Origin of the sequence: Cobetia sp. LC6 (assembly GCF_030264805.1) — a bacterium.
In the GTDB taxonomy this organism is placed as follows: domain Bacteria; phylum Pseudomonadota; class Gammaproteobacteria; order Pseudomonadales; family Halomonadaceae; genus Cobetia.
The window spans coordinates 13287-37612 of sequence record NZ_JASSPL010000006.1 but is presented as its reverse complement, the minus strand read 5'-3'; the positions used below and the strand labels follow the sequence as shown (position 1 = coordinate 37612).

At 63.7% G+C, this 24326-nt stretch carries 20 protein-coding genes and 1 pseudogene; 16 read left to right on the top strand and 5 right to left on the bottom strand.

Annotated elements, in window-relative coordinates; genetic code table 11:
• Window positions 1-311 precede the first annotated feature (311 nt).
• The 8 genes and pseudogenes from QQF40_RS08940 (at window position 312) to QQF40_RS08905 (ending at window position 9314) form a co-directional block, all read left to right on the top strand.
• Window positions 312-2696, top strand: a complete 2385-nt coding sequence (locus tag QQF40_RS08940; RefSeq protein WP_502871429.1) for an LPS-assembly protein LptD — start codon at window positions 312-314, stop codon at window positions 2694-2696.
• Window positions 2697-2778: 82 nt separating this feature from the next.
• Window positions 2779-4062, top strand: a complete 1284-nt coding sequence (locus QQF40_RS08935) for a peptidylprolyl isomerase (protein ID WP_285461121.1) — start codon at window positions 2779-2781, stop codon at window positions 4060-4062.
• Window positions 4063-4089: 27 nt separating this feature from the next.
• On the top strand, window positions 4090-5106 hold the full coding sequence (gene pdxA, locus QQF40_RS08930; protein ID WP_285461120.1) for a 4-hydroxythreonine-4-phosphate dehydrogenase PdxA: 1017 nt from the start codon (window positions 4090-4092) through the stop codon (window positions 5104-5106).
• 194 nt (window positions 5107-5300) lie between these two features.
• A pseudogene (rsmA, locus tag QQF40_RS08925) lies at window positions 5301-6089 on the top strand (16S rRNA (adenine(1518)-N(6)/adenine(1519)-N(6))-dimethyltransferase RsmA); the annotation flags it as partial.
• Between the two features lie 191 nt (window positions 6090-6280).
• Window positions 6281-6661, top strand: coding sequence for a Co2+/Mg2+ efflux facilitator ApaG/CorD (gene apaG / locus QQF40_RS08920; protein WP_043334633.1), 381 nt, complete (start codon window positions 6281-6283; stop codon window positions 6659-6661).
• A gap of 71 nt (window positions 6662-6732) precedes the next feature.
• Window positions 6733-7572 (top strand): symmetrical bis(5'-nucleosyl)-tetraphosphatase, encoded by an 840-nt coding sequence (locus QQF40_RS08915; RefSeq protein WP_175089598.1) that lies wholly within the window; start codon window positions 6733-6735, stop codon window positions 7570-7572.
• Window positions 7573-7651: 79 nt separating this feature from the next.
• Entirely contained in the window at window positions 7652-7978 is a 327-nt protein-coding gene (gene glpE / locus QQF40_RS08910; RefSeq protein WP_054557228.1) for a thiosulfate sulfurtransferase GlpE, read from the top strand.
• A gap of 91 nt (window positions 7979-8069) precedes the next feature.
• Window positions 8070-9314, top strand: a complete 1245-nt coding sequence (locus QQF40_RS08905) for a tRNA nucleotidyltransferase/poly(A) polymerase-related protein (protein WP_285461119.1) — start codon at window positions 8070-8072, stop codon at window positions 9312-9314.
• A gap of 171 nt (window positions 9315-9485) precedes the next feature.
• Here QQF40_RS08905 and QQF40_RS08900 read toward each other — a convergent pair whose 3' ends face one another.
• Complete coding sequence (locus tag QQF40_RS08900; RefSeq protein ID WP_285461118.1) at window positions 9486-10106, bottom strand: glycerol-3-phosphate acyltransferase; 621 nt, start codon at window positions 10104-10106, stop codon at window positions 9486-9488.
• Window positions 10107-10267: 161 nt separating this feature from the next.
• On the opposite strand from QQF40_RS08900, the gene folB reads away from it, so the two are divergent.
• Window positions 10268-10645, top strand: coding sequence for a dihydroneopterin aldolase (gene folB / locus QQF40_RS08895; protein WP_175089595.1), 378 nt, complete (start codon window positions 10268-10270; stop codon window positions 10643-10645).
• Entirely contained in the window at window positions 10642-11181 is a 540-nt protein-coding gene (gene folK, locus QQF40_RS08890; protein ID WP_175089594.1) for a 2-amino-4-hydroxy-6-hydroxymethyldihydropteridine diphosphokinase, read from the top strand. Before folB ends, folK begins: the two co-directional genes overlap by 4 nt.
• Before the next feature lie 148 nt (window positions 11182-11329).
• Here the strand turns inward: folK and tsaD are convergent, their stop codons facing one another.
• Window positions 11330-12370 (bottom strand): tRNA (adenosine(37)-N6)-threonylcarbamoyltransferase complex transferase subunit TsaD, encoded by a 1041-nt coding sequence (gene tsaD / locus QQF40_RS08885; protein ID WP_175089593.1) that lies wholly within the window; start codon window positions 12368-12370, stop codon window positions 11330-11332.
• Between the two features lie 425 nt (window positions 12371-12795).
• Between tsaD and rpsU the strand changes: the two genes are divergently transcribed.
• The 3 genes from rpsU to rpoD all read left to right on the top strand — a co-directional run bounded on the left by rpsU (window position 12796) and on the right by rpoD (window position 17492).
• Window positions 12796-13011 carry a 30S ribosomal protein S21 gene (rpsU, locus tag QQF40_RS08880; protein WP_024951433.1) on the top strand — a complete coding sequence of 72 codons (216 nt, stop codon included), beginning with the start codon at window positions 12796-12798 and terminating at the stop codon, window positions 13009-13011.
• A 228-nt stretch (window positions 13012-13239) separates the two neighbouring features.
• The gene (gene dnaG / locus QQF40_RS08875; protein WP_285461117.1) at window positions 13240-15327 is read left to right on the top strand and encodes a DNA primase; all 2088 of its coding nucleotides are present in this window, start codon (window positions 13240-13242) and stop codon (window positions 15325-15327) included.
• Window positions 15328-15653: 326 nt separating this feature from the next.
• On the top strand, window positions 15654-17492 hold the full coding sequence (gene rpoD, locus QQF40_RS08870) for an RNA polymerase sigma factor RpoD (RefSeq protein ID WP_043334650.1): 1839 nt from the start codon (window positions 15654-15656) through the stop codon (window positions 17490-17492).
• Between the two features lie 210 nt (window positions 17493-17702).
• Here rpoD and QQF40_RS08865 read toward each other — a convergent pair whose 3' ends face one another.
• The 3 genes from QQF40_RS08865 to QQF40_RS08855 form a co-directional block, all read right to left on the bottom strand.
• Window positions 17703-18029, bottom strand: a complete 327-nt coding sequence (locus QQF40_RS08865; RefSeq protein WP_054557224.1) for a S24/S26 family peptidase — start codon at window positions 18027-18029, stop codon at window positions 17703-17705.
• A gap of 427 nt (window positions 18030-18456) precedes the next feature.
• Window positions 18457-19191, bottom strand: a complete 735-nt coding sequence (locus QQF40_RS08860) for a hypothetical protein (RefSeq protein ID WP_175089591.1) — start codon at window positions 19189-19191, stop codon at window positions 18457-18459.
• 153 nt (window positions 19192-19344) lie between these two features.
• Entirely contained in the window at window positions 19345-20355 is a 1011-nt protein-coding gene (locus QQF40_RS08855; RefSeq protein ID WP_175089590.1) for a LysR substrate-binding domain-containing protein, read from the bottom strand.
• Window positions 20356-20619: 264 nt separating this feature from the next.
• Between QQF40_RS08855 and QQF40_RS08850 the strand changes: the two genes are divergently transcribed.
• The 3 genes from QQF40_RS08850 to QQF40_RS08840 all read left to right on the top strand — a co-directional run bounded on the left by QQF40_RS08850 (window position 20620) and on the right by QQF40_RS08840 (window position 24238).
• A complete protein-coding gene (locus tag QQF40_RS08850; RefSeq protein ID WP_285461116.1) occupies window positions 20620-22002 on the top strand; it encodes an L-serine ammonia-lyase in 1383 nt (460 codons plus the stop codon).
• A 620-nt stretch (window positions 22003-22622) separates the two neighbouring features.
• Window positions 22623-23456, top strand: coding sequence for an ABC transporter ATP-binding protein (locus QQF40_RS08845; protein WP_052384708.1), 834 nt, complete (start codon window positions 22623-22625; stop codon window positions 23454-23456).
• Between the two features lie 8 nt (window positions 23457-23464).
• Entirely contained in the window at window positions 23465-24238 is a 774-nt protein-coding gene (locus QQF40_RS08840) for an ABC transporter ATP-binding protein (RefSeq protein WP_502871428.1), read from the top strand.
• The last annotated feature ends 88 nt before the right edge of the window (window positions 24239-24326 follow it).

Below are 24326 nucleotides of genomic sequence, written 5' to 3'. Positions count from 1 at the left end.
TGTCGTGTGGTGACGAGAAGGCAGGCGGAACCGGCAAGCAGGAAGGCCGGTTGCTGGGCCTGTATAATACCGATTCCCCCAGCCAAGGACACAGAGCAGCCATGGCCCAGCGCAGCCATTCATCCCATCCGGGCAAGCCGACGACCGCTCCCGGGCGACGTCAGCGTCGCTTCGCGACTCACTCTCTGTCTGCTCATTCCCGGCAGGCATCGATAGCCCGATCGGGCGATGACCGCCCGGTCTGGCAGCTCAAGCCACTGGTTTTCCGTCTGTTGTGGACCCTGGCGCCACTGGCCGCCGGCGCTCCTCTGATGGCACAGGCCGCTCCGCCCGAGCCCCTGTCAGCCAGTCAGCTCGATTGGCAGCCCTATGATGAGGTGCCGCAGGGCCAGCTGTGCTCCGGGCGCTATGTCACGCCGGCCTACCGTATCGAGGCGGGCGACACGCCGGAGCAGGTCACGACCTCGGCCGACAAGGCCAACTACGGCAACGATGGCGTCGCCACCCTGATGGGGGAGGTGGTGCTGCGCCGCGGTGATTCCCAGCTGGAATCGCCCGAGATCAGCGTCAACGAGGCGCGTGACACCGCCACCGCCAAGGGCCCTGTCACCTATCGCCAGCCCGGAGTCCTGCTGCGTGGCGACGATGCGCGGGTCTCGCTCAACAGCGATGCGGCCAGCGTCGACAACGGCCACTACGTCTTTCACGAGCAGCATGTGCGCGGCGATGCGGTGCAGCTGGCGCGTCTCGAGGATGGCCGCTACCGCCTGAAGGATGCCAGCTTCACCTCCTGCGAGCCGGGCAACAGCCTGTGGCGCCTGGTCGGCAGCGACATCACCATCGATCAGGACTCCGGCTGGGGGACGGCCAAGCATGCGCGCATGGAAATGGGCGGCGTGCCGGTCTTCTACTGGCCCTACGTGCGCTTCCCGGTCGATGACCGTCGCCACACGGGCCTGCTGTGGCCGCAGTTCAGCTACACCAGCTCCAGCGGCTTCGACTACGCACAGCCGATCTATCTGAACCTGGCCCCCAATTACGATGCCACCCTCACGCCGCGTTACATCTCCGAGCGTGGCGAGATGCTGGAAGGCGAGTTCCGCTATCTATTGCCGCGTGGCGATGAAGGCAGCATCGAGGGTGCCTGGCTCGCCGATGACGACGGCGGAAGCGACCCCGACGATGACGAGGAAGACCTGATCGGCGAGGACCGCTGGTACATCAACTACCAGCATGCTGGCCGCTATGACGCCCGTACCGACTACCAGTTGAAGTACGGTGCCGCCTCCGATGGCAATTATTTCGACGACTTCGGGCGCAACTTCGGGGAAACGGAAACCGATAGCCTCGAGCGTCTGGCACAGCTCGATTACCACGGCGATGCCTGGGACCTGCAGTTCAAGGCGCAGGGCTACCAGCGCATGGACTACCCGCTGGATAACGATGACAAGCCGTTCTACCGTCTGCCGAGCCTGACCGCGAATGGTCGCTGGAGTCAGTCCAACGGCTTCTACGAAGAGTGGAATTCCAACGCGACCTACTTCTGGCGTGATGTCGATGAGACGGATACCGATATCGACGAAGACCAGGCTGCCAATGGTTCGCGCCTGCGTCTGGCGCCGGCACTGGGCTGGCGTAGTGATCAGAGCTGGAGCTTCATCGAGCCGCGCGCCCAGCTGGTCAGCCTGTCATACAGCCTGGATTACGGTGACCGCGAGACGGACCGCAGCACCAGCCCGTCCGCCACCATCCCGGTGCTGTCACTGGACAGCGGCCTGATCTTCGATCGCGAGACCGAATGGTTCGGCGATGGCTATACCCAGACACTGGAACCGCGCCTCTATTACGCCTATGTGCCGGAGGTCGACCAGTCCGATCTGCCCGACTTCGACACCTCGGAAGACGCCTTCAGCTGGAATCAGCTGTGGTCTCCGTACCGCTTCAGCGGGGGTGACCGCGTCGGCGATACCAACAAGGTCTCCTACGGCGTGTCTTCGCGCTTCATCAGCGATGAAAGCGGCCGTGAACGCCTCAAGCTGGGGGTCGGCCAGTCGAGCTATCTATCGGACCGCAACATCGACATGGACGGTGATCCGGACAAGACCTCACGCTCCGACTTCGACAGCTACTCCGACTACTATCGTGCGACGCGTGACCGCTCGCCGGTGGTCTTCCAGGCCGATGTGGTGCTCAACGACCAGTGGACCGCCTCCCAGGCCGTGTTCCAGGATTTCGATCGTGGCGTGACCGAAAGCGCCCAGACCTCGCTGCGTTATCGTGCGGAACAAGGCACGGTACTGAACTTTGGCTTCAATCGTGAGATCGAAGGCTTCGTGCCTTACGACGATGAGGACGAGGACGACGTGCTGGGCTATACCCGCAACGAGTGGGATTTCTCCTTCGCGACGCCGATGAGCGAGAGCTGGTCGCTGCTGGGCCGTTACATGTATGACAGCACCAATTCCCGTTCACTGGAGAAGGTGTTGGGCGTGCAGTACAACGATTGCTGCTACGGCGTGCAGGTCACCTGGCGTGAATGGCAGGATGACAACGACACCGCCAACACCATCTCGGATGACGAAGAGAAGAATGGCATCTTCCTGACCTTTGAATTCAAGGGCTTGGGAGGCGTTGGCCAGAGTGCTGACAGCTACCTGGAGCAGGCTGTACCGGGCTATCGCAACGCGGGCTTCTGAGTCGCCGCGTCAGGCCGTGAATGACGCCAAGGCGCCGCCGCAGGGCGGCGCCATCAACATTTTTACGCCGAGAGAACATGTGATGCGCAAGACCCTGATTGCCCCGCTGGGGCTGGCATTTGTGCTGGCGAGTCTGCCGGCCGGTGCCGCCGAGTTGCTCGACCGCGTGGTTGCCGTGGTCAACAAGGACGCCATCATGCAAAGCGACATGGAGCAGCGCGTCACCCAGGCGAGTCAGCAGTTGCAGAGCCGTGGCATCAACCTGCCGCCGCGTGACGTGCTGGAGCGCCAGGTTCTTGATCGTATGGTCAACGAGCAGATTCAGCTGCAGTTGGCGGAGCAGGCCAACCTCAGCATCGATGACACCCAGCTCAACGTCACCCTGCGCGGCATCGCCAAGGACAACGGCATGAGCCTGGAAGCCTTCGCGGACAAGCTCGAGCAGGACGGCATGTCACTGGCCCAGGTGCGCGATCAGGTGCGTCGTGAGCTGCTGGTGCAGCAGATCCAGCAGCGCAGCGTCGCCAGCCGGGTGCGGATCTCCGATCGTGAGATAGATCGCTATCTCAATCAGCAGAATGTCGGCAGCGACGTCCAGTACCATCTGGCCCACCTGCTGGTGGCACTGCCCCAGGAGCCGACGCCGGATCAGGTCAAGGCCGCGCGCGCCAAGGCCGACAGCCTGCGCCAGCAGATCGAGCAGGGCACCGATTTCGCCCAGCTGGCTGCTGCCGAATCCGCCGGTAGTCAGGCGCTGAGCGGCGGCGATCTCGGTTGGCGTTCCGGCGGTGAGCTGCCGACGGTGTTCGCCGATGTCATCCCGAGCATGCAGGCCGGTCAGGTCTCCGAGCCGCTGCGCAGTGCCAGCGGCTATCACCTCGTCAAGCTGATCGAGAAGCGTGGCGCGGGCAAGGCGTTGATTTCCCAGACGCGCGCACGCCACATCCTGATCCAGCCCAACCCGAACCTCAGCGATCAGCAGGCGCTTGAGCGTGCCGAGTCCATTCGCCGCCGCCTGCTGGGGGGCGAGGACTTCGCCGCGCTGGCTCAGGAGTTCAGCGACGACAAGGGCAGCTCTCTCAAGGGCGGCGAGCTGGGCTGGGTCAGCCCGGGCCAGACGGTCTCCTCCTTCGAGACGGCCATGAATGGCCTGGATGTGGGCGAGATCAGCCAGCCGGTCAAGAGCCGCTTCGGCTACCACATCATCGAAGTCGAGGAGCGTCGCCAGCAGGATGTGACCAACTCCAGCCAGCGTGACAAGGTGCGCAAGACCCTGTTCCAGCGCAAGCTCAATGATGAGCTCGAAGCCTGGCAGCAGCAGGTGCGTGCCGAGGCCTATGTCGATAATCGTCTCGATGAGCAGTAAGTCCGAGTGGAGCAGCGAGACGCCGTCATGAATCGTCCCGAAGAGACTACGCCCGACATCATCGCCCTGACCGCCGGTGAGCCGGCGGGCATCGGCCCCGAGCTGCTGGTCATGCTGGCCGGCCAGGCGGAAGCGTTCCCCGCGCAGCTGGTCGCCGTGGCAGATCCCGCTTTGCTGGTCAGTCGTGCTCGCCTGCTGGGCTTGCCGCTGGTGGTGCATGAGTTGTCGCCGGGCGACCCGCTGCCGCCGGCCCGCAATGGTGAGCTGGCACTGTGGCCGGTGCCGCTCGCAGTGCCCAGCGAGCCGGGCGTGATCGATGCGCGCAACGGCGATCATGTGCTGGCGATGCTGGATGTCGCCATCGCCGCCTGCCAGGCCGGCCATGCCAGTGCGATGGTGACGGCGCCGCTGTCCAAGGCCGCCGTGATCGAAGCCGGGCATGCGAGCTTCACCGGCCACACCGAATATCTGCGCGATGTCTGCGGGGTCGAGGAAGTGGTCATGATGCTGGCGTGCCCCGGGCTGCGGGTGGCGCTGGCCACCACGCACCTGCCGCTGCGCGAGGTGGCCGATGCCATCACGCCCGAGGGGCTGACGCGAGTGATGAAGATCCTCGCCAAGGACCTGACGCGCTACTTCGGCTGTGCCGCACCGCGCATCGCGGTATGCGGGCTCAACCCGCATGCCGGCGAGGGCGGGCACCTGGGGCATGAGGAGATCGAGGTGATCTCCCCGACGCTCGACGCCCTGCGCGCGACCGGCATGCAGCTGGATGGCCCGCTGCCGGCCGACACCCTGTTCACGCCGCGACATCTCGATGGCGTGGATGCGGTACTGGCGATGTACCACGACCAGGGCCTGCCGGTGCTCAAGTATGCCGGCTTCGGTGAGGCTGCCAACATCACGCTGGGCCTGCCGATCGTGCGGACCTCCGTGGATCACGGCACGGCGCTGGACCTTGCCGGCAGCGGGCGCGCCGACGTCGGCAGCCTGCTGCAGGCCGTGCGTGTCGCCATCGAGATGGCAGCCGCCGCGCGAGCCTGAGATAATCCCCGCATCACTCGGGCGTGACCGCATGGCGGCACGTCAGGCGTGCGCCACCGTGTGGCGTCTCGCTACCCCAGTCATTCGACCATCGAGGATGGTCTCGCCGCCCCGGTCTGCCTGTGTCCCTGCAGGCCATGGCGGCGTCTTGTTGTCGGGAATCCCGACGGATTCCCAGGAGGAAGGTCAGTCCCATGTCCCAGCATTTCCCCGCGCATCGCGCTCGCAAGCGTTTCGGTCAGAACTTTCTGCAGGACCTTGGCGTCATCTCTCGCATCGTGAATGCCATTCGTCCCGCGGAAGGCGAGCGCCTGGTCGAGATCGGTCCGGGGCAGGGTGCCTTGACCGGCCCGTTGCTGGAAGCGGCAGGCAAGTTGGAAGTCATCGAGCTGGACCGTGACCTCATCCCGGGTCTGCGCGTGCAGTTCTTCAACTACCCGGACTTCGTGATCCACGAAGGCGATGCCCTGCGCTTCGACTTCCCGGAGCTGGTCGGTGACGGCCCGGCGCTGCGCGTGGTCGGCAACCTGCCATACAACATCTCCACCCCGCTGATCTTCCACCTGCTGGAAGCACGCGGCGCGATCTCCGACATGCACTTCATGCTGCAGAAGGAAGTCGTCGAGCGTCTGGCCGCCGAGCCGGGTGGCACCGACTGGGGCCGTCTGTCGGTGATGACCCAGTATTACTGCGCGGTGGAAAATCTGTTCCTGGTGCCGCCGAGCGCCTTCTTCCCGGCACCGAAGGTGGATTCCGCCATCGTGCGTCTGGTGCCGCACCATGAACTGCCGCATCCGGCCAAGGATGAGAAGCTGCTCGCCGTCATCGTGCGCGAAGCCTTCTCCCAGCGCCGCAAGACGCTGCGCAACAACTTCAAGGGCCGCATCGATGCCGACCAGCTGACCGCGCTGGGCATCGACCCCTCGCGTCGTCCGCAGACACTGACCGTCGCTGAGCTGGTGATGATCAGCAACCATCTCAGTGAGCAGGGCATGACGGTGGACAAGGCCGACAAGGCGCCGAAGAAGCGTCCGCGCAGCAATGTCGGCCATGGTGCGCCGGCAGCCGACAGTGCCAGTGATAGTCATCGTGATAGTGATAGTGACAGTGGCGAACGTCTCGATGCCGAGAACGATGCCAAGGGCGACGCCCGCAACGCCAGCGACCACGACGCATGAGTAGCGTGGCGGACATCCGTATCGACGCCGTACCCGAGTACTGCGCCGACGAGAGTCGTCCGAGCGAGAACCGACACGTGTTCCGCTACACCATCACCGTGCACAACGGAACGGATGAGACCGTGCAGCTGCTGGCGCGCTACTGGAAGATCACCCAGGGCAGCGGCGATGAGCAGGAAGTGCGTGGCAAGGGCGTGGTCGGCAAGCAGCCACTGATCGCGCCCGGCGAGAGCTTCCGCTATACCTCACGCGCCGTGCTCGACATGCCGGTCGGCGTGATGCAGGGGGCCTATACCTTCTGTGACGCGACCCATGCGCGCACCTTCGAGGTCGCCATCGCACCGTTCCGTCTCGCCGGTCCGCATCAGGTTCACTAGGGTGGCCGCGTGATGCAGCATTTCGTATTCAAGACAGCAAGTCAGGCCGCCTCGGCGGCCAGGGAGTTGGCATGACGCAGTGGGCGATTGGCGATTTGCAGGGCTGCCATCAAGAGTTCGAACTTCTGTTGCAGCGCCTCGATTTCACGCCGGGGCGCGATGTGCTGTGGCTGGCGGGGGACCTGGTCAATCGCGGGCCGGGTTCGCTGGAGTGCCTGCGTCTGGTCAAGTCGCTGGGCGATGATGCGCGGGTGGTGCTGGGCAACCATGACCTCCACCTGCTGGCGGTGGCCGAAGGCTTCAGCCGTCACAAGCGCTCCGATACGCTGAGGCCGATTCTCGAGGCGCCGGACCGTGAGGAACTGCTGGACTGGCTGCGTCGTCAGCCGCTGATGGTGGATGCGCTGGTCGGCAATCGTCGCACGGTAATGAGCCATGCTGGCGTGTTGCCGAGCTGGACGCTGGACCAGGCGGCCGGTTATGCCCGCGAAGCGCACGCCGTGCTGGCGGGCGACGACTATCGAGGCTTTCTTGGCGAGATGTACGGCAATACGCCGGACCGCTGGCAGGAGGATCTCGAAGGCACGCCGCGCCTGCGCTGCATCGTCAATGTCTTCACGCGCATGCGCTTTCTGCACAGTGATGGTCGACTGGATTTCGCGGCCAAGGAAGGGCTGGACAGCGCGCCGGAGGGATGTCGCCCCTGGTTCCAGTACCCGCGTCCCGAAGGGGCCTGGGATGATTCGCCGCGCCTGCTGTTCGGTCACTGGGCCGCTCTGGAAGGCGAGACGCCGGCGGCGCGCCAGGATGTCGAGGCGCTGGACACCGGCTGCGTGTGGGGCGGTGGCCTGACGGCGCTCAATCTCGAGACGGAAGAGCGCGTCTTCGAGCCGGCGCTGTCCTCGCGCTGAGCGACCTCGCATCGCCAGTGACAGCAGGTCTGCCGTCGCTGGCGAATGCCTTTCCCCTTACTCAACAAGCGGAGTCCGCATGAGTTTCGAACATCTTGATCTCGCAACCCTCAGTGACTGGCGCCAACGCGACCCGTCGCTCGTGGTACTCGATATTCGCGATCCGCTCAGCTTCACGCAGGGGCGTATCCCGGGCAGCCGTCATCTGGACAACGCCAGTGCCGGTGCCATTCTGGAAGACACCCCGCGCGACAAGCCGCTGGTGGTGGTCTGCTATCACGGCCATTCCAGTCAGCAGGCGGCCGCCTGGCTGGCGGGGCAGGGCTTCGAAAAGGTCTATTCCCTCGATGGTGGCTTTACCCAGTACCAATTGACGCATGGTGATGACGTCGAGAGCGGTAGCTGACGCCGCCTGCACGTGACTGCCATCACTGGTCGTTTTTCCTCGCTTTCCTCATTCAGCTTTGTATCTCGTGCCGCAGGGCAAGGACATTCGCATGACTCAGACGACGCCTTCTTCACTGACCGATTCGCGTGACCGCCTGTTGAGCGGGCTTGAGGTCTATCGCGTGGGCGGCGCGGTGCGTGATGCGCGCCTGGGTTGGCCGTGGTACGAGTGCGACTTCGTGGTGGTGGGCGCGACGGTGGAAGATATGCAGGCGCGGGGGTTTCGGCCGGTCGGGCGGGACTTCCCGGTCTTCCTGCATCCGCAGACCCAGGAGGAATACGCGCTGGCGCGTACCGAGCGCAAGTCCGGCCACGGGTATGTCGGCTTCAGCGTGCATGCCAGCCCCGATGTGACGCTGGAGGACGACCTCATTCGTCGCGACCTGACCATCAATGCCATGGCCGAACCGCTCGACAGCACGCCGGGTCAGGGCGAGGTGATAGATCCCTATGGTGGCCTGGCGGATCTCGAGGCGCGTATGTTGCGTCATGTCTCGAGTGCCTTCAGCGAAGACCCGCTGCGCGTATTGCGCGTGGCACGCTTTCTGGCGCGCTATCAGGGGCTCGGCTTCACGGTCGCGGATGAGACGCGGGAGATGATGGTGGCCATGGTCGAGAGCGGCGAGGTCTCGCATCTGGTGGCCGAGCGGGTCTGGAAGGAGACCGAGAAGGCGTTGGGCGAGGCCAGTCCCGAGGCCTATTTCCAGCTGCTTGATGAGCTGGGAGCGCTGGCGGTGCTGATGCCGCCACTGACCCGCGATGCCGACCAGCTCACAGCGGCGCTGGCGCGTCTGGATCGCCTGCCGCGTCAGCTGGTCGATGAGGCGGAGATGGTCTGCTGGCGCATGGCGCGCCTGGTGGAGCACCTGTCACGCGACGAGATCGATGCCCTGGCGCAGGACCTGCGCCTGCCCAGCGCCGTGCGTGACGCCGCCCAGCAGGCACGTCTGTGCCGGGAATTGAACGAGGCCTCGCGGCGGGAAGGTGGCGTGAGCGCAGCCGATCTCAAGGCCTGGCTGGATGGTGTCGATGCCTGGCGGCGTGGTGAGCGCCAGTCGGTGCTGGTGGCCCTGCTGGCCGTCGAGGACAAGGGGTTGGCACGGTTGGGCAATGCCGTCTGGCAAGCCGCGACGGCGGTGTCGCCGCAATCTCTGGTCGAACAGGGTCTGAAAGGGGCGGAGATCGGGCGTGCGCTCAGTGAGCAGCGCCAGCAGGCCATCGAGCAGGCGCTGAGCGAATGGCGGGCCATGCCGGAAGTGCACGCGCCTCATTGCAGCTGCGGAAACAGTCACTGATCACCTGCCTGCTGCTGAGCACCTGACCTGAGCATATGACCCCGAAAGCCCCGGCCCTGCGCCGGGGCTTTTGCGTCCTGACCGCAGGAAGGGGGCTTTTGTGAGGCGGAGTGTGCGTTTGAGCAGAGCGTGTTTTTCATGAGCAGTGCGCTGCGTGTGAGCAAAGCATGCTTACAGGCGCGGCTCGCTGCCATCGCTCAGACGGCGCAGATTCAGTGCATGACGAATCACGATCAGGCTGGCGAAGACCAGAATCACGCCGCTCATCTGCGGCGCCAGCCACAGGCTGAACAGGGGTGCCGCCAGTCCGGCCACCAGTGAGGCGATGGCTGCCGTGCGCAGTCGCCATGCCAGCCCGACCCATAATGCGGCGCAGCTCAAGGCGACGCCTGGCGCCAGCATCAGCAGCACGCCAAAGGCGGCGGCCACTGCCTTGCCACCGCGATGGCCACGGTGCCACAGCGGCAGGCTGTGGCCGATCAGCACGGCCAGCCCGATCAATCCCAGAGCCCAGGGCGGCAGCGAGAGCGCCAGCCCCAGCCAGAGTGCCGGCATGCCCTTGGCGGCATCGAATACCAGCACCAGGGCGGCGGGCAGTGCGCCATGCAGCCGCAGCACATTGGAGAAGCCCGGATTGAAGGAGCCCGCCAGGCGTGGGTCGGGCAGCCCCAGTCGCTGACAGATCCACACCGCGCCCAGCACCGAGCCGCTGGCATAGGCCACGGCGATCAGCAGGCTCAACTGTTGCCAGGTGGCCAGTTGCGCGCCCCACTCGATCAGGCCCGTCAACATGATACCGACTCGCTGAGTGTCCTAGGTGTCGCACACAGGCAGGGAGAGAGGGGCAGGCGGCTTGGCCAAGCAGGGGCCGGGTGCAGTAGAATCAGTCGCATGATGGCGGGGCCTTGGGCGTCGTTTTTATTCGTTCATTCGACAAGCATAGAGGTAACGCCGTGGATCGTGTGCTGATCGAGGCTCTGGTCGTGGAAACCGTGATTGGTGTCTATGACTGGGAGCGTACCATTCGCCAGCGTCTGGTGATGGATCTGGAAATGGCCACGGATATTCGTGCCGCAGCTGCCGACGATGACCTGACGCACACCCTGGACTATGCCGCCATCAGCGCGCGAATCCAGACCTTCGCCGAAGATAGCCGCTTCGAGCTGGTGGAAACCTTCGCCGAACGCCTGGCGGCCCTGCTGCGTGAAGAATTCGGCATCCCCTGGCTGACCATGACGGTGCGCAAGCCGGGCGCCGTGCCGGAAGCCGCCGCCGTTGGCGTGCGTATCGTGCGCGGTAGCCTCGATGCCGCCTCGGATGCGCCGGCATGAGTCTGGTACTGATCTCCATCGGTAGCAATATCGAGCGTGAGCATCATGTGCGGGTCTGCCTGGATGCGCTGCAAGCGACCTTCGGCAATTTGACGTTGTCCTCCGTCTACGAGAGCGAACCGGTGGGCTTCGTCGACGGGCGCAACTTCCTCAATCTGGTCGCGGGTTTCGAGAGCGACTGGAGCGTCGGCGAATTGCAGGCCTGGTGCAAGCAGCTCGAGTTGGCCAACGGTCGCCTCAAGAACAGCGCCAAGTTCAGTCCGCGCACCCTGGATCTGGACCTGCTGACCGTCGGTACCCTGACCGGGGAGGTCGATGGCGTGATGCTGCCGCGCGATGAGGTCGATCGCAATGCCTTCGTGCTGCTGCCGCTGGCCGAGTCGTTCGGCGAAGAGCGCCACCCCGTCACCGGCGAGGATTACGCTTCGCTGTGGAAGGCCTTCGTGGCCGCCGGGCGCGCCGAACAGCAGCCGTTGTGGCCGGTGGACTTCAGCTGGCGTTGCCGCATGATCTCTCGCGCTGATGCCACGGTCTGACACCATCAGGCACCACGTCGCCGGTGTCCGGCGATGAACATGACTGGCCCCTCAAAAACAACGCCCTGCCGATTCTCATCGGCAGGGCGTTGTTGTCTCGCAGGGCACTGACGTCTGGCAGGGCACTGGCGTCTGGCAGGGCTGAGCCTCAGTCCTGCGCTGTGCTCGGGGCCGTCAGACTGTCCAGCGGCCAGCGCGGCACGGCCTTCATCGGGCCGGTGTCCTGCTCGCCGGCATTCAGGCGCTGCGCGCCCACGTAGGCGATCATCGCGCCGTTGTCGGTGCAGAAGCGGCCGCGCGGGTAGTAGGCGCGGGCGTTGCGCTTGGTCAGCTCATGGCTCAGGCGTTCGCGCAGGCGGGTGTTGGCACTCACGCCGCCGGCGACGACCAGACGCTTGAGGCCGGTCTGGTCCAGTGCGCGACGACACTTGATGACCAGGGTGTCGACCACGGCTTCCTCGAAGGCGCGCGCGATATCGGCGCAGTGCTGCTCATCCAGGTCATCCGCGGCCTTGGCCTTCTTGAGCGTGACCATGGTGTGGGTCTTGAGGCCGGAGAAGCTGAAGTCGAGGCCCGGGCGGTCCGTCATCGGGCGTGGGAAGCGATAGCGTGTGGGGTCGCCCTGTTCGGCCAGCTTCGCGACCTGCGGGCCGCCGGGGTAGGGCAGTTCCAGCATCTTGGCAGCCTTGTCGAAGGCTTCGCCGGCCGCGTCATCCACGGACTCGCCGAGCAGCTCGTATTCGCCCAGTCCGTGCACCGCGACCAGCTGGGTGTGTCCGCCGGAGACCAGCAGCGCCACGAAGGGGAATTCGGGCGCATCGTCTTCCAGCATCGGCGCCAGCAGGTGGCCTTCCATGTGGTGGACGCCGAGCACCGGCACTTTCCATGCCTTGGCGAGCCCATGTGCGGTGGATGCGCCGACCATCAGCGCGCCGACCAGGCCGGGGCCTGCGGTATAGGTGATGGCATCGATGTCAGCGGCCTGCAGCTGCGCCTCATCTATCACCTGCTGGATCAGCGGCAGCAGCTTGCGAGTGTGATCACGCGACGCCAGTTCCGGCACCACGCCGCCGAACTCGGCGTGCATGGCGATCTGGCTGTAGAGGGCATCTGCAAGCAGGCCCTGGTCCGTGTCGTAGATGGCGACGCCGGTCTCGTCGCAGGAAGTCTCGATGCCGAGCACACGCATGGCTGACTCTCAGGAAGTATCAGAAGTAGAGGGCGGCACGGCCAGCGAGGCTGCCTGAGCGAGCCCGAGAGGCGTGTGTGCCGTGAATGCGCGACATTCTACTGGCTGTGAGCACGGGTGTCGCGCCAGCTGGCGTAGAGGGAGAGAGGATTTCCGGTTTCCGCGTTTGCAAAGCCGGGGGCGGGTGTCTAGAATATGGCACTCTGCAAGACTGGGTCGTGCATCCGACCACCCCGCAAAAGCTCCCCGAATCATGATTCCAGCCAGCGACGGCTACCCTCACCGGTGGTGTCGCAGGCGACTGATTGATGCTGGATCGACCTGCAGGTGGCGGTTTACCGTCACTGGCTGGTGGCTCCTGAGGAGTGGCTGCACCGGATGTGCGTTCAAACCGAACTCATGATCTCAAGGTAGGTGAGTGTTTAATGCCTTCAGTTAAAGTACGTGACAACGAGCCGTTCGACGTCGCCCTGCGCCGTTTCAAGCGCTCCTGCGAAAAAGCCGGTGTTCTTTCCGAAGTGCGTCGTCGTGAGCACTACGAGAAGCCGACAGCTGTTCGCAAGCGTCAGCAGGCGGCCGCTGTAAAGCGCCACGCCAAGAAGGTTCAGCGTGAGCGCAAGCGTTTCGAGCGTCTCTACTGATCCGTACTTTTGGGGAGTGATATTCTGCTCTCTGGAAGGACACCAAGCGGCTGCCTCACGGTGGCCGCTTGTTTTTGTCTCTAGTGGTCCGTTTGTTCTCGAACCGTGTGCCGTTGCCTGGCGCATGTCGCTAACTCGAGGAATGGCCTGACCCGAAGGTAGCCGCTCACTCAGCTGAGCCGGCACTATCTTGCGGTCAGTCCGTTTTTCCACGACTTCTGGCGAATCATGGCTGGTCTCATCCCTCAAGGCTTCATTGACGATCTGCTGGCCCGCACCGACGTGGTCGAGGTGGTGGGTGAGCGCGTCCAGCTGAAGAAGGCCGGCAAGAGCTATGTCGGCCTCTGCCCGTTCCATCAGGAAAACTCTCCCTCGTTCAATGTCATCCCGGACAAGCAGTTCTATCACTGCTTCGGGTGCGGGGCGAGCGGCAGTGCGCTCAAGTTCCTGATGGAGTTCGATCGCTTGCCGTTCCCCGAGGCCGTGGAGCAGCTGGCCTCGCGGCTGGCACTTGAAGTGCCGCGCGAAGGCGGCAACCAGAGTCCGCACGAGCGCCGTGAGCGTCAGCGTCGCGAGCAGGCCCGCGAAGAGGGCGTCAATCTGCTCGAGGCGGCCGCGGACTTCTATCGTCAGCGCCTGACGGAACCGGCCGCGCAGCCGGCACGTGAGTATCTGGAAGGGCGTAGACTGTCGCGCGAGGTCATGCGTGACTTCGGCATCGGCTTCGCGCCGGAAGGCTGGGAGCACCTCAAGCATCACCTGAGCAAGCTGGGTGTCAGCGAGGATGTGCAGATTGAATACGGTCTGCTGATCCATCACGAGGAAAGCGGCCGCCGCTATGACCGCTTCCGTGATCGCGTGATGTTCCCGATCCGTGACTGGAAAGGCCGCACCATCGCCTTCGGCGGTCGCGTGATGGGCGATGCCAAGCCCAAATACCTGAATTCTCCCGAGACTCCCGTCTTCCATAAGGGGCGCGAGCTCTACGGGCTGTTTGAAGCCCGTGAGGCGAATCGCAAGCTGGAACGCATGCTGATCGTCGAAGGCTACATGGACGTGGTGGCGCTGGCGCAGTACGGCATTCGCAATGCCTGCGCGACCCTGGGCACCGCGACCAGTGAGGAGCACCTCAAGCGCCTCTATCGCCTGGTCGATGAGGTGGTGTTCTGCTTCGACGGCGACAAGGCAGGTCGGCAGGCGGCGCGGCGCGCGCTGGAAACCGTGCTCGAGGTCATGATCGATGGCCGTCAGGCGCGCTTCCTGTTCCTGCCGGAAGGCGAGGACCCGGACTCCCTGGTGCGCAGCGAGGGGCAGGAGGCGTTCGAGAAGCGTGTCACCTGCGCCTCCGGGCTCTCCGAGTTCCTGTTCGAGCAGGCCGCGGAAGGGCGTGACCTCAAGCGTATGGAGCAGCTCGAGCGGTTCGTGACCCAGGCGCTGGAGTGGATCTCGCGCGTGCCCGAAGGGGTGCTGCGCTCGCTGCTGCTCAAGGAGCTGGAACGACGCAGTGGTCTGGAGCGTGAGCGGCTGAATGCCATGCTGGTGGAGCGCGCCGCGGCGCGTGAAGCCCAGCAGGCACGTCTCCGACAGCATCAGCAACTACGTCAGCAACCGCAGCATTTGCAACAGCAACAACGTCAGCCCGGCGCGACACGCCCGGCGCCGCGCTCAGCGTCCGCTGCCAGTCCTCAGGACGGCGCGACGCTGGGTGACGCGCAGGACGAGTGGTCGTCGCTGGAGGCGATGGCAGATGCCGGCTTCGGCGACAGCGAGCCCGATGGCTGGCTGTCGGATGACTGGCAGTCGCACAACGAGATGTCTGCGGGCCAGGGTGCTCAAGCTTCGCGCGCGACGCCGGCCAGGTCTCAGAAGCGCACCTCGGTCAGCATGCTGACGCGCCTCTTGCATCTTCTGGTGCACGAGCCGCAGCTGGTCGCCGAGCTGCCTGACTCCAATGAGTGGATAGAGGGGGCGGGCGAGCCGGCCGACAGCGAGGATGCACAGCTGTTGAACGATGTGGTGCGTCTCCTGAAGGCAGGGCAATATCGTTCGCCTCAGGTGCTGTTGGCGCACTTCCTCGGTACCGCGCAGGGGCCGAGGCTTGAGCAGCTGGCAGCCCGCGAATTGCTGATTCCGCGTGACGTGCGCAGCGAAGAGCTGAAGGGGCTGGTGGAGCATTGCCAGCATCAGCAGGCGCGCACCACGCCGGAAGCGGAATATCAGGCCTTGCTGGCCAAGGAAAAGCGTGGCGAGAAGTTGTCGGCAGAAGAGAAGCAGCGGCTGATGGCCCTGCTGATGGAGCTGGCAACACGGCGCTGACGCAGTCTTGGTGCCAGGAAGGCCGACAATGGTGGAAATGCCGTGAGTGCTGAGGTGATGGCGCAGGAAAATACGCCCCATGGCCTTGAAAGACGCACTCATGCCCACTATTTAATGAGGTAGCTCCCGATGCGGACTGCCGCAACGTAACCGATAACGCTAACACACCTGGATGGTCCGGCAAATACGCCGCTGGCAGCATCTCCCGATGGCACGCTATACTGGTGCGCTTGATGCTCTCTTCGTCCCTATACCGGCGCCATGCTCACTCGCTGAGCCGCGTCGCGTCCAGGTGCTTCATTCTTCTTCGTCGAGATAGGGGTTCTATGGCTGGTAATGCGCAGCAGCAGTCGCGTCTCAAGGAGTTGATCGCGCGCGGCAAGGAACAGGGTTACCTGACCTATGCCGAGGTCAACGATCACCTGCCCGAGGATATCGCTGATCCCGAACAGGTGGAAGACATCATCAGCATGATCAACGATATGGGCATCAAGGTCGCGGAAGAAGCGCCCGATGCCGATACCTTGATGATGTCTGATTCCTCCACTGACGAGTCTGCCGCCGAAGAGGCCGTTGCCGCCCTCGCCGCGGTGGAAAGCGATGTGGGACGCACCACCGACCCCGTCCGCATGTACATGCGTGAGATGGGCACCGTGGAACTCCTGACCCGCGAAGGCGAAATCAAGATCGCCAAGCGGATCGAGGAGGGCACGCGTGAGGTGATGTCGTCGCTGGCATTCTTGCCGGGGGCAGTCGACTCCATCCTGGAAGCCTACGACGGCACTCTGGGCGAAGACGGCGGACGTCTGTCCGATCTCTTCTCCGGTTTCATCGACCCTGACGAAGGCGTGCCGGGTGTCGCCGAAGTCGAAGTCGAGGAAGTCGAAGAGATTCCCGAGGGTGAAGAGTCCGAAGGCGACGAAGACGAAGACGACGATTCCGCCTCTGAAGGCGGCCCGGATCCCGAGCTGGCCCGCGTCCGCTTCGAGCAGATCCGTGAGCAGAACGAGGCGACCAAGGCCGCCATCGAGAAGTACGGTTCCGGCTCTGCCGAGGCGAAAGCCGAGCAGGACCGTCTTGCCGAGCTGTTCTCGCCGATCAAGCTGGTGCCCAAGCACTTTGAGCGTCTGGTCGGCCAGGTCCGCGTGTCTGTCGAACAGGTGCGCGAGCAGGAAAAGGTCATCCTGCAGATCTTCGTCAAGCGCGGCAAGGTGCCTCGCAAGAGCTTCATCAAGGCCTTCCCGGGCCATGAGTCCGACATGGACTGGTTCGACAGCTTCATTGGTGGCAGCAAGAAGTACGCCGACAAGCTCGAGCCGTTCCGTGCCGACGTGCTGCGTGCCCAGCGCAAGATCGCCTTCGAGCAGGACATGGTCCAGCTGCCGGTCAGCGAGCTCAAGGAAGTGAACCGTCGCCTGTCGATCGGTGAAGCCAAGGCGCGTCGTGCCAAGAAGGAAATGGTCGAGGCCAACCTGCGTCTGGTCATCTCCATCGCCAAGAAGTACACCAACCGTGGTCTGCAGTTCCTGGATCTCATCCAGGAAGGCAACATCGGTCTGATGAAGGCCGTGGACAAGTTCGAGTACCGTCGTGGTTACAAGTTCTCGACCTACGCCACCTGGTGGATCCGTCAGGCGATCACTCGCTCCATCGCGGACCAGGCACGCACCATCCGTATTCCGGTGCACATGATCGAGACCATCAACAAGCTGAACCGTGTCTCGCGTCAGATGCTGCAGGAAATGGGTCGCGAGCCGACGCCGGAAGAGTTGGGCGAGCGTCTCGAGATGCCGGAAGACAAGGTGCGTCGCGTGCTCAAGATCGCCAAGGAGCCCATCTCCATGGAGACGCCGATCGGTGACGATGATGATTCGCACCTGGGTGACTTCATCGAGGATGGCACCATGGTCTCGCCGATCGACTCCGCCACAGGCGAAGGTCTGATCGAAGCGACCCGCGGTATCCTGTCCGGCCTGACCGCACGTGAAGCCAAGGTGCTGCGCATGCGCTTCGGTATCGACATGAACACCGACCATACCCTCGAGGAAGTCGGCAAGCAGTTCGATGTCACCCGTGAGCGTATCCGTCAGATCGAAGCGAAGGCGCTGCGCAAGCTGCGTCACCCGTCACGCTCCGAGTCACTGCGTTCCTTCATGGAAGAGTGATCTGAAGCGCTCGAGGCCGCGCCTCGACAGCTGGCCCCGCTGACAAGACAACGCCCGCCCCCATGCGAATGGGAGGCGGGCGTTGTCGTTTGCGGGCTTTACGTTACGGGTCTTTCTCTATGGGCTGTGCCGCCTTCAGGCTTGTCTTTATGGATGTTGTCACCTTCGAACTGTGTCGTTCCAGAGCTGCGTGATGTGCCTTGGGGGCTATCAGGCGCCGTGGCGCAACTGGTGAGACGAGGGCGTTGCCGCCACGCTGAAGACGACACGGCCCTTGATGCACTGACGGGAGACCGGCCCCATCTGCTCGCTGCTCAAGCCGTCGGGGTGCTCGCCACGTAGCCACAGGCGGCCGTTGTCGTCGATGCGATGCAGGCGCTTGACCAGCTGGCCGAGCCTGGGATGTTCCACCACGACGGTGGCACCGGGCGTCAATCGCCAGCGGCTGGGCCAGCGCATGCTGATGATGAGGCTGTGCTGCGGGAGACTGGGGGCAAGACTATGACCGTGCAAGCGGTAGCTACTGAACCAGCGCATGTGAGGCTCCTTGAGAATGAGGGCATGACACGGTCAAGATCCTGTCGGTGCTTTCCTGTGGCAGTGGCGATAGTTGAATTGTATCCACTGCTTAGTAAAATATAATCATTCTCATTTGATGTCCAGCCGTTTCCGTCACCGCCTCGCGCAATGGCTATCGAGAGACGGCTGCCCAGCGGAACCTTTCGAGAGCGAAACCTGTCGAGAGCGAAACCTGTCGAGAGCGGAGGCTGTTGATGGTAAAGACGAAAAAAAGCCGCGGCTCAGGTGAGCAGCGGCTTTTGGGAGTCACGGGTCTGTCTCTTTCGCTTCACGCTGTACTTCATGTCTTGTCACGTCACTTCGCGTTATTTCATGGGGCAGGGCGAAGTGACGGCCATGCGACAGGTCATGCGCGCAGCTCGGCAAGAGGGTTTTGCTGGCGGGCTCAGTCGTTGGCGTTGAGCTCACGCAGCAGGGCGCGGCGCTGGCGGCCCATGCGGATCGCCAGCAGCACGATCTCGATCACGGCGATGGCCATCAAGGTGTAGCCGAACAGTTCCGTGACTTCCTCGGCGGCATTCTTGACCGAACGCAGGTAGGAGTCCCCCATCAGGGTTTTCCAGAATTCCGAGCGACCATAGAGGCGTGAGAAGACGTAGGTCGCCAGGAAGCCGGCGCCGAACAGGCCGAACGCAAAGCTGCGCCCGAAGTGCTCGAACTCGGCAATGAAGCGGCTGCGGTTGCGCCATACGCCGATGATGACCGGGATAGCGACCACACTGACCAGGAACTGCCAGCTGCCATCGCCGATCATGCCGTCGAGCAGGGCGTCCTGTTCCCGGATCAGGGACGCCGCGAACAAGCCGAACAGCAGCAGGCTGATGGTGCGCAGGTCCGGCAGGCGCGAATGCACCATCCACATGGTGGCTGCGCTCAACGCCAGCAGAGTGCTCTGCATGTGTTCTGTCCAGCTGGCTTCGCTGAAGCCGACATCACCGAAGTGGTGGGCATCATGCATGACCAGCGACATCATCGCGGCTACCAGTGGCGCATAGATGGCCAGGCGCAGGCAGGCTTGCATGAAGAGCGAAGTGGGCTTGCGCCCATACAGCGGTTGTTCGGCGCTGATGGGGAGCGGGACAGCGTTATGGTGCTGGGTATGCGAAGTCAGGCGAGACAAGGGACTCTCCGGACAGTCCATGGACTGCCTGTCAGGGTGAGGGTGTCGTTTGCCTGCTCATTATAACGATGCAAAGGTGCTCAGTTAATATTCTGATAAGAAAACTGTGAGATTCCATTTCAGCATCGATGTTGCGCCGAGCGGAAATGTTCGTCAGCTCTGACGTAACCTATCACGCTCGGCTTCCTCGACGATCCAGTCATGCACGGCCTGGATTCGGCCGTCATCCAGGGTGCCGTGGGGATGGACGATGACGTAGCGCTTGCCGGTCAGCACTCGCTGCGCGAAGGGCGCGATCAGCGTGCCGCGCGACAGCTCGTCGGTGATCAGGGTGCGCCTTGCCATCGCGACCCCCATGCCGGCGATGGCAGCCTCCATCGACAGGTGGTTGCGGTTGAAGGTATAGCCACGCTGAACGTTGATCTCGGGCGCACCGATGCTGGCCAGATAGAATTCCCACTCGGCGTGATCGTGACTGCCGCGCCAGGCGGTGATGTCATGCAGCAGCGGATACCAGGCGAGGTCCTCTGCGCTGCGCAGCGGTGGGCGTCCGCGCATCAGGCCGGGATGGCAGACGGGGAAGATCTCCTCTTCCATCAGTTCGGTGACCTGCATGCCCGGGTAGTGACCGTCGTTGAGGTCGACCGCCAGCTCGAAGTCGCCCTCGCGCAGCGGCGAGTCACTGTCCTCGGCGCGCACGTGCAGCTCGATATCCGGAAAGCGCGCCTGCAGGCGAGGCAGCCGGGGCGCCAGCCATTTGGAGAGAAATGACGGCACCGAACGCAATCTGAGTACACCGCTCATCAAGCCGCTGCGCAGCCGTTTGACCTCCAGTCCCACCGCGCTATAGGACTGCTCCACCACGCGCGCCAGCCGCGCGCCTTCCCCTGTCAGCTCGAGTCCACGTGAACGACGCAGAAACAGCTTGAAGCCCAGCCGCTCTTCCAGCTGCTTGATCTGCTGGCTCACCGCGCCGGTGGTGACGTGCAGTTCTTCTGCCGCACGCGTGAAGGAGCCGTGACGCGCGGCGCAGGCGAATACCTGCAGCCAGGCATGGGTCTGACCATTCAGGTGGCGCAGGCTCGGTGTGGTGGCGGGTGTGCCGGTCACCGTCGGCGGCGCGGTGGGGCCAGTACCAGGCGTGTTGTCGAGGGAAGACGTCATGGGCGGGTCTCATGCAAGCGCTGGAGCCAGATAGTGAGGGAGAAGCCGCAATGGCCAGATGCAGATGGCGGTGGTAGCTAAAGGCATCAGGGCACAAGGTGGCGCGAAGAGCATAGTTTACGCCGTTTTTGATGCATAGGGTTTAGTCAGGCTAAACCCACGGCCAATTTTTATGGTTTGTCGCGTCCCGTCCCTATCCATCATCATTGCCTCATCCACTGGCAGGCGCTCAGGCGCGGCGAGTTTCCGAGATGAGGTGTTGTCATGTCCATCAGTGTATTTGATCTCTTCAAGGTCGGTGTCGGCCCCTCCAGCTCGCACACCGTCGGCCCGATGCGTGCTGCCGCGCAGTTCGTCGAGACCCTGCGCTCACGTGATCAGCTGGAGCGCGTGGCGCGCATCGAGGTGCAATTGCATGGTTCGCTGTCTGCCACCGGCGTAGGCCACGGCACCGACAAGGCGACCATCCTCGGCCTGATGGGCGAGCTGCCGGAAACGATCGACCCTGCGATCATCGACCCCTGCATCGAAGAGCTGCTGGAGTCCCAGACGCTGCTGCTCGACAACCGCATCGCGGTGCCCTTCGTGTGGGTACGTGACATGCAGTGGCACGATGCGCCGCTGCCGTATCACCCCAATGCCATGCGTCTGATCGCCTACGGCCATCGCGAAGAGCTTTATCACAATGTCTATTACTCGGTGGGCGGTGGTTTCGTGGTCGACGAAGTCGAGGCCGCACGTGACCCGCTGCTGGAAGATGAAAGCCTGCGTCTGCCGTATGAATTCAACACCGCCAATGAACTGCTGGCGCTGTGCCGCATGCACAAGATGCGCATCAGCGAGCTGATGATGGCCAACGAATGTGCGCTGCGCAGCGAGACTCAGGTGCGTCGTGGGCTATGGCGCATCTGGGAAGTGATGAACGAGTGCATCGACAACGGCCTGACGCACGAAGGCGTGCTGCCCGGCGGTCTCAACGTCAAGCGCCGTGCCAAGCGTCTGCATGCGCGTCTGCTGGATGTGGAATCCAGCAAGTCGATCATCACCTCGACCTTCTCGGCGATGGACTGGGTCAACCTGTTCGCGCTGGCGGTCAATGAGGAGAACGCGGCCGGTGGTCGCATGGTGACGGCGCCGACCAATGGCGCGGCCGGCATCATTCCGGCGGTGCTCAGCTATTACATGAAATTCCAGGATGATGCTCGTGAGGAGGACGTGGTCGATTTCCTGCTCACGGCAGCCTCGGTGGGCATTCTGTGCAAGAAGAACGCCTCCATCTCCGGCGCGGAAGTCGGCTGTCAGGGCGAGGTGGGATCCGCCTGCGCCATGGCAGCCGCCGGGCTTGCCGAGCTGATGGGCGCGACGCCGGAGCAGGTCGAGAACGCGGCGGAAATCGGTCTCGAGCACAATCTGGGGCTGACCTGTGACCCGATCGGCGGCCTGGTGCAGATTCCCTGCATCGAGCGCAATGCGATTGCCTCGGTCAAGGCGATCAATGCCGCCCAGATGGCGATGTGTGGCGATGGCGATCACTTCGTCTCGCTGGACAAGGCGATCCGCACCATGCGCGACACCGGCCGTGACATGCAGGAAAAGTACAAGGAGACCTCCAAGGGCGGTCTCGCGGTCAACGCCATCGAATGCTGATTCGACCGGTCGCCACTCCAATATGAGCTGATATGACTTTCCGCCGGAGGCCTGCCGCCTCCGGCCAAACCCGTTGTCTCTTGTCAGGTACATGATCTCCGGCCAGAGGTCATGATCTCGGCAACCCTCGTTGACGCCTCTTCGGCGCGGTATTCCGCGACGGACAGGCGTCTTTTTTATGGCGGGAATTGCGCTCATCCCGACTGTTCGGCTCGGGCTGGTGGGGTATCTGCCGGCCTTGAGATGTCTCGGGATGGCTGCCTTGTAAAGAAGTCGCTGATATATCGGCTATTGGTCGAGTGAGGGCGCTTGCCGCTGGCAGCGCGCCTCTTGCTATTCTAGTTTACGTTAACGTCAGTTGCGCCGGTCGCAACGATGGAGCGTATCGAGGGCCTGTCAGTGCTGTCTGTTGATTGCGCCTGAGAACAGGGCCTGTGACCAGCGCCAGTGAACAGGGTCTGTGACCAGGGCCTGTGGACAGCGCCTTCTGTTGATACTGCGTGTCGATGACGAGCCGCGATGTTGTGGGCGGACGTTGCGGGCATCAGCGCTGACGAACAGCCCCCATGTCTCTTGGAAGACACAGACCACCGGCTTGCCGGTCAGGACGGAGTACTGACATGCCATCACCGCCCATTCAGGGGCCGCGTGCCAGCGGGGGCGCATCCGCGACAGCCCCGATTCTCGAGACGCGTGGCTTGAGCAAGGACTTTCGAGGCTTCACGGCCGTCGATGACGTCAATCTCCAGGTGCAGGAAGGGCATATCCATGCCCTGATCGGCCCCAATGGCGCCGGCAAGACGACAGTCTTCAATCTACTGACACGTTTTCTGCCGGCCACTCGCGGCGAGATTCTCTACCGCGGCAAATCCATCACCCGCATGAAGTCGCATGAGATCGCGCGCCTGGGGTTGGTGCGCTCCTTCCAGATATCGGCGGTGTTTTCCCAGATGACGGTGCTCGAGAACGTGCGGGTCGCGTTGCAACGCCCCCAGGGCACCTCGTTTCATTTCTGGAAGCCGGAACGCAGCCTCGACAGCCTGAACGAGCAGGCGCTGCACCTGCTGGAGCAGGTAGGGCTGCGCGATGACGCCCACCGCGTGACCGCCAGTCTGCCTTACGGTCGCAAGCGAGCGCTGGAGCTGGCGACCACGCTGGCGCTTGAGCCCACGCTGATGCTGTTGGACGAGCCGACCCAGGGCATGGGCGCCGAGGATGTGGACCGTGTGGTCGAGCTGATTCGTGTCGCGGCGCGGGGCCGTACGGTGCTGATGGTCGAGCACAATCTGAGCGTGGTCAGCCGTCTGTGCGATCGCATCAGCGTGCTGGCGCGCGGGCGGGTGCTGGCGGAGGGCGATTACGCCAGCGTGTCGGCCAACCCCGAGGTGCGTGAAGCGTATCTGGGCAGTGAAGCGCCCGAGTCCACGGCGGATGAGCACAAGGAGGTTTCATGACGGTGGTTATGGAGCAGGCGGTGGACAGGCAGGCCTCGGCGGCCGACTCGTCGCTGGGGGAAGAGCAGCTCTGCCTGCGCGAGCTGAACGCCTGGTATGGCGAGTCCCATGTGCTGCATGGCGTCAACATGACGGTGCGGCGCGGCGAGCTGGTGACCTTGCTGGGGCGCAACGGGGCCGGGCGCAGCAGCACGCTGCGCGCGATCATGAACATGGTTGGCCGGCGCAGAGGCGACATCCTCATCAAGGGGCAGGACAGCATGGGGCTGGCACCGCATCGCATCGCCCATCTCGGTGTCGGTTTCTGCCCAGAGGAGCGCGGCATCTTCGCCAGTCTGAGCGTCGAGGAGAATCTGCTGCTGCCACCGCTGGTCAAGAGCACAGGGCATGACCAGGCCCAGAGCCAGGTCATGTCGCTGGATGAGCTCTATGCCCTGTTTCCCAATCTGCATGAGCGGCGCACCAGTCAGGGCACGCGCCTCTCCGGTGGCGAGCAGCAGATGCTGGCGCTGGCGCGCATCCTGCGCACCGGAGCGGACCTGCTGCTGCTGGATGAGATCACCGAGGGGCTGGCGCCGGTCATCAACCAGAAGTTGGCCGAAGTGCTGGTGATGCTGAAGGCGCGTGGCATGACCATCGTGTTGGTGGAGCAGAATTTCCGCTTTGCCGCCCCGCTGGCCGACCGGCATTACCTGATGGAGCACGGCACCATTCTGGAAGAGATCAGCGCGGCTGAATTACCGGCCCGCCACGAATATCTGCACAAGGTACTGGGGGTCTGAACCCCCGCTCGGGATGAGCTGCACAGGGTCGGCCGCCATGCACGGCCTTTGCACTCGCCAAACTGAAGTCCGCACGTCTCACCACAAC

What these genes read in the sequence shown, in the direction of transcription:
- QQF40_RS08850 (WP_285461116.1), top strand. Translation starts at nt 20,620, where the DNA reads ATGTCCATCAGTGTATTTGATCTCTTCAAGGTCGGTGTCGGCCCCTCC.
- rpoD (WP_043334650.1), top strand. Translation starts at nt 15,654, where the DNA reads ATGGCTGGTAATGCGCAGCAGCAGTCGCGTCTCAAGGAGTTGATCGCG.
- QQF40_RS08915 (WP_175089598.1), top strand. Translation starts at nt 6,733, where the DNA reads ATGACGCAGTGGGCGATTGGCGATTTGCAGGGCTGCCATCAAGAGTTC.
- glpE (WP_054557228.1), top strand. Translation starts at nt 7,652, where the DNA reads ATGAGTTTCGAACATCTTGATCTCGCAACCCTCAGTGACTGGCGCCAA.
- apaG (WP_043334633.1), top strand. Translation starts at nt 6,281, where the DNA reads ATGAGTAGCGTGGCGGACATCCGTATCGACGCCGTACCCGAGTACTGC.
- QQF40_RS08855 (WP_175089590.1), bottom strand. Translation starts at nt 20,355, where the DNA reads ATGACGTCTTCCCTCGACAACACGCCTGGTACTGGCCCCACCGCGCCG.
- QQF40_RS08840 (WP_502871428.1), top strand. Translation starts at nt 23,465, where the DNA reads ATGGAGCAGGCGGTGGACAGGCAGGCCTCGGCGGCCGACTCGTCGCTG.
- QQF40_RS08905 (WP_285461119.1), top strand. Translation starts at nt 8,070, where the DNA reads ATGACTCAGACGACGCCTTCTTCACTGACCGATTCGCGTGACCGCCTG.
- QQF40_RS08900 (WP_285461118.1), bottom strand. Translation starts at nt 10,106, where the DNA reads ATGTTGACGGGCCTGATCGAGTGGGGCGCGCAACTGGCCACCTGGCAA.
- QQF40_RS08865 (WP_054557224.1), bottom strand. Translation starts at nt 18,029, where the DNA reads ATGCGCTGGTTCAGTAGCTACCGCTTGCACGGTCATAGTCTTGCCCCC.
- QQF40_RS08845 (WP_052384708.1), top strand. Translation starts at nt 22,623, where the DNA reads ATGCCATCACCGCCCATTCAGGGGCCGCGTGCCAGCGGGGGCGCATCC.
- QQF40_RS08935 (WP_285461121.1), top strand. Translation starts at nt 2,779, where the DNA reads ATGCGCAAGACCCTGATTGCCCCGCTGGGGCTGGCATTTGTGCTGGCG.
- tsaD (WP_175089593.1), bottom strand. Translation starts at nt 12,370, where the DNA reads ATGCGTGTGCTCGGCATCGAGACTTCCTGCGACGAGACCGGCGTCGCC.
- pdxA (WP_285461120.1), top strand. Translation starts at nt 4,090, where the DNA reads ATGAATCGTCCCGAAGAGACTACGCCCGACATCATCGCCCTGACCGCC.
- dnaG (WP_285461117.1), top strand. Translation starts at nt 13,240, where the DNA reads ATGGCTGGTCTCATCCCTCAAGGCTTCATTGACGATCTGCTGGCCCGC.
- folK (WP_175089594.1), top strand. Translation starts at nt 10,642, where the DNA reads ATGAGTCTGGTACTGATCTCCATCGGTAGCAATATCGAGCGTGAGCAT.
- rpsU (WP_024951433.1), top strand. Translation starts at nt 12,796, where the DNA reads ATGCCTTCAGTTAAAGTACGTGACAACGAGCCGTTCGACGTCGCCCTG.
- QQF40_RS08940 (WP_502871429.1), top strand. Translation starts at nt 312, where the DNA reads ATGGCACAGGCCGCTCCGCCCGAGCCCCTGTCAGCCAGTCAGCTCGAT.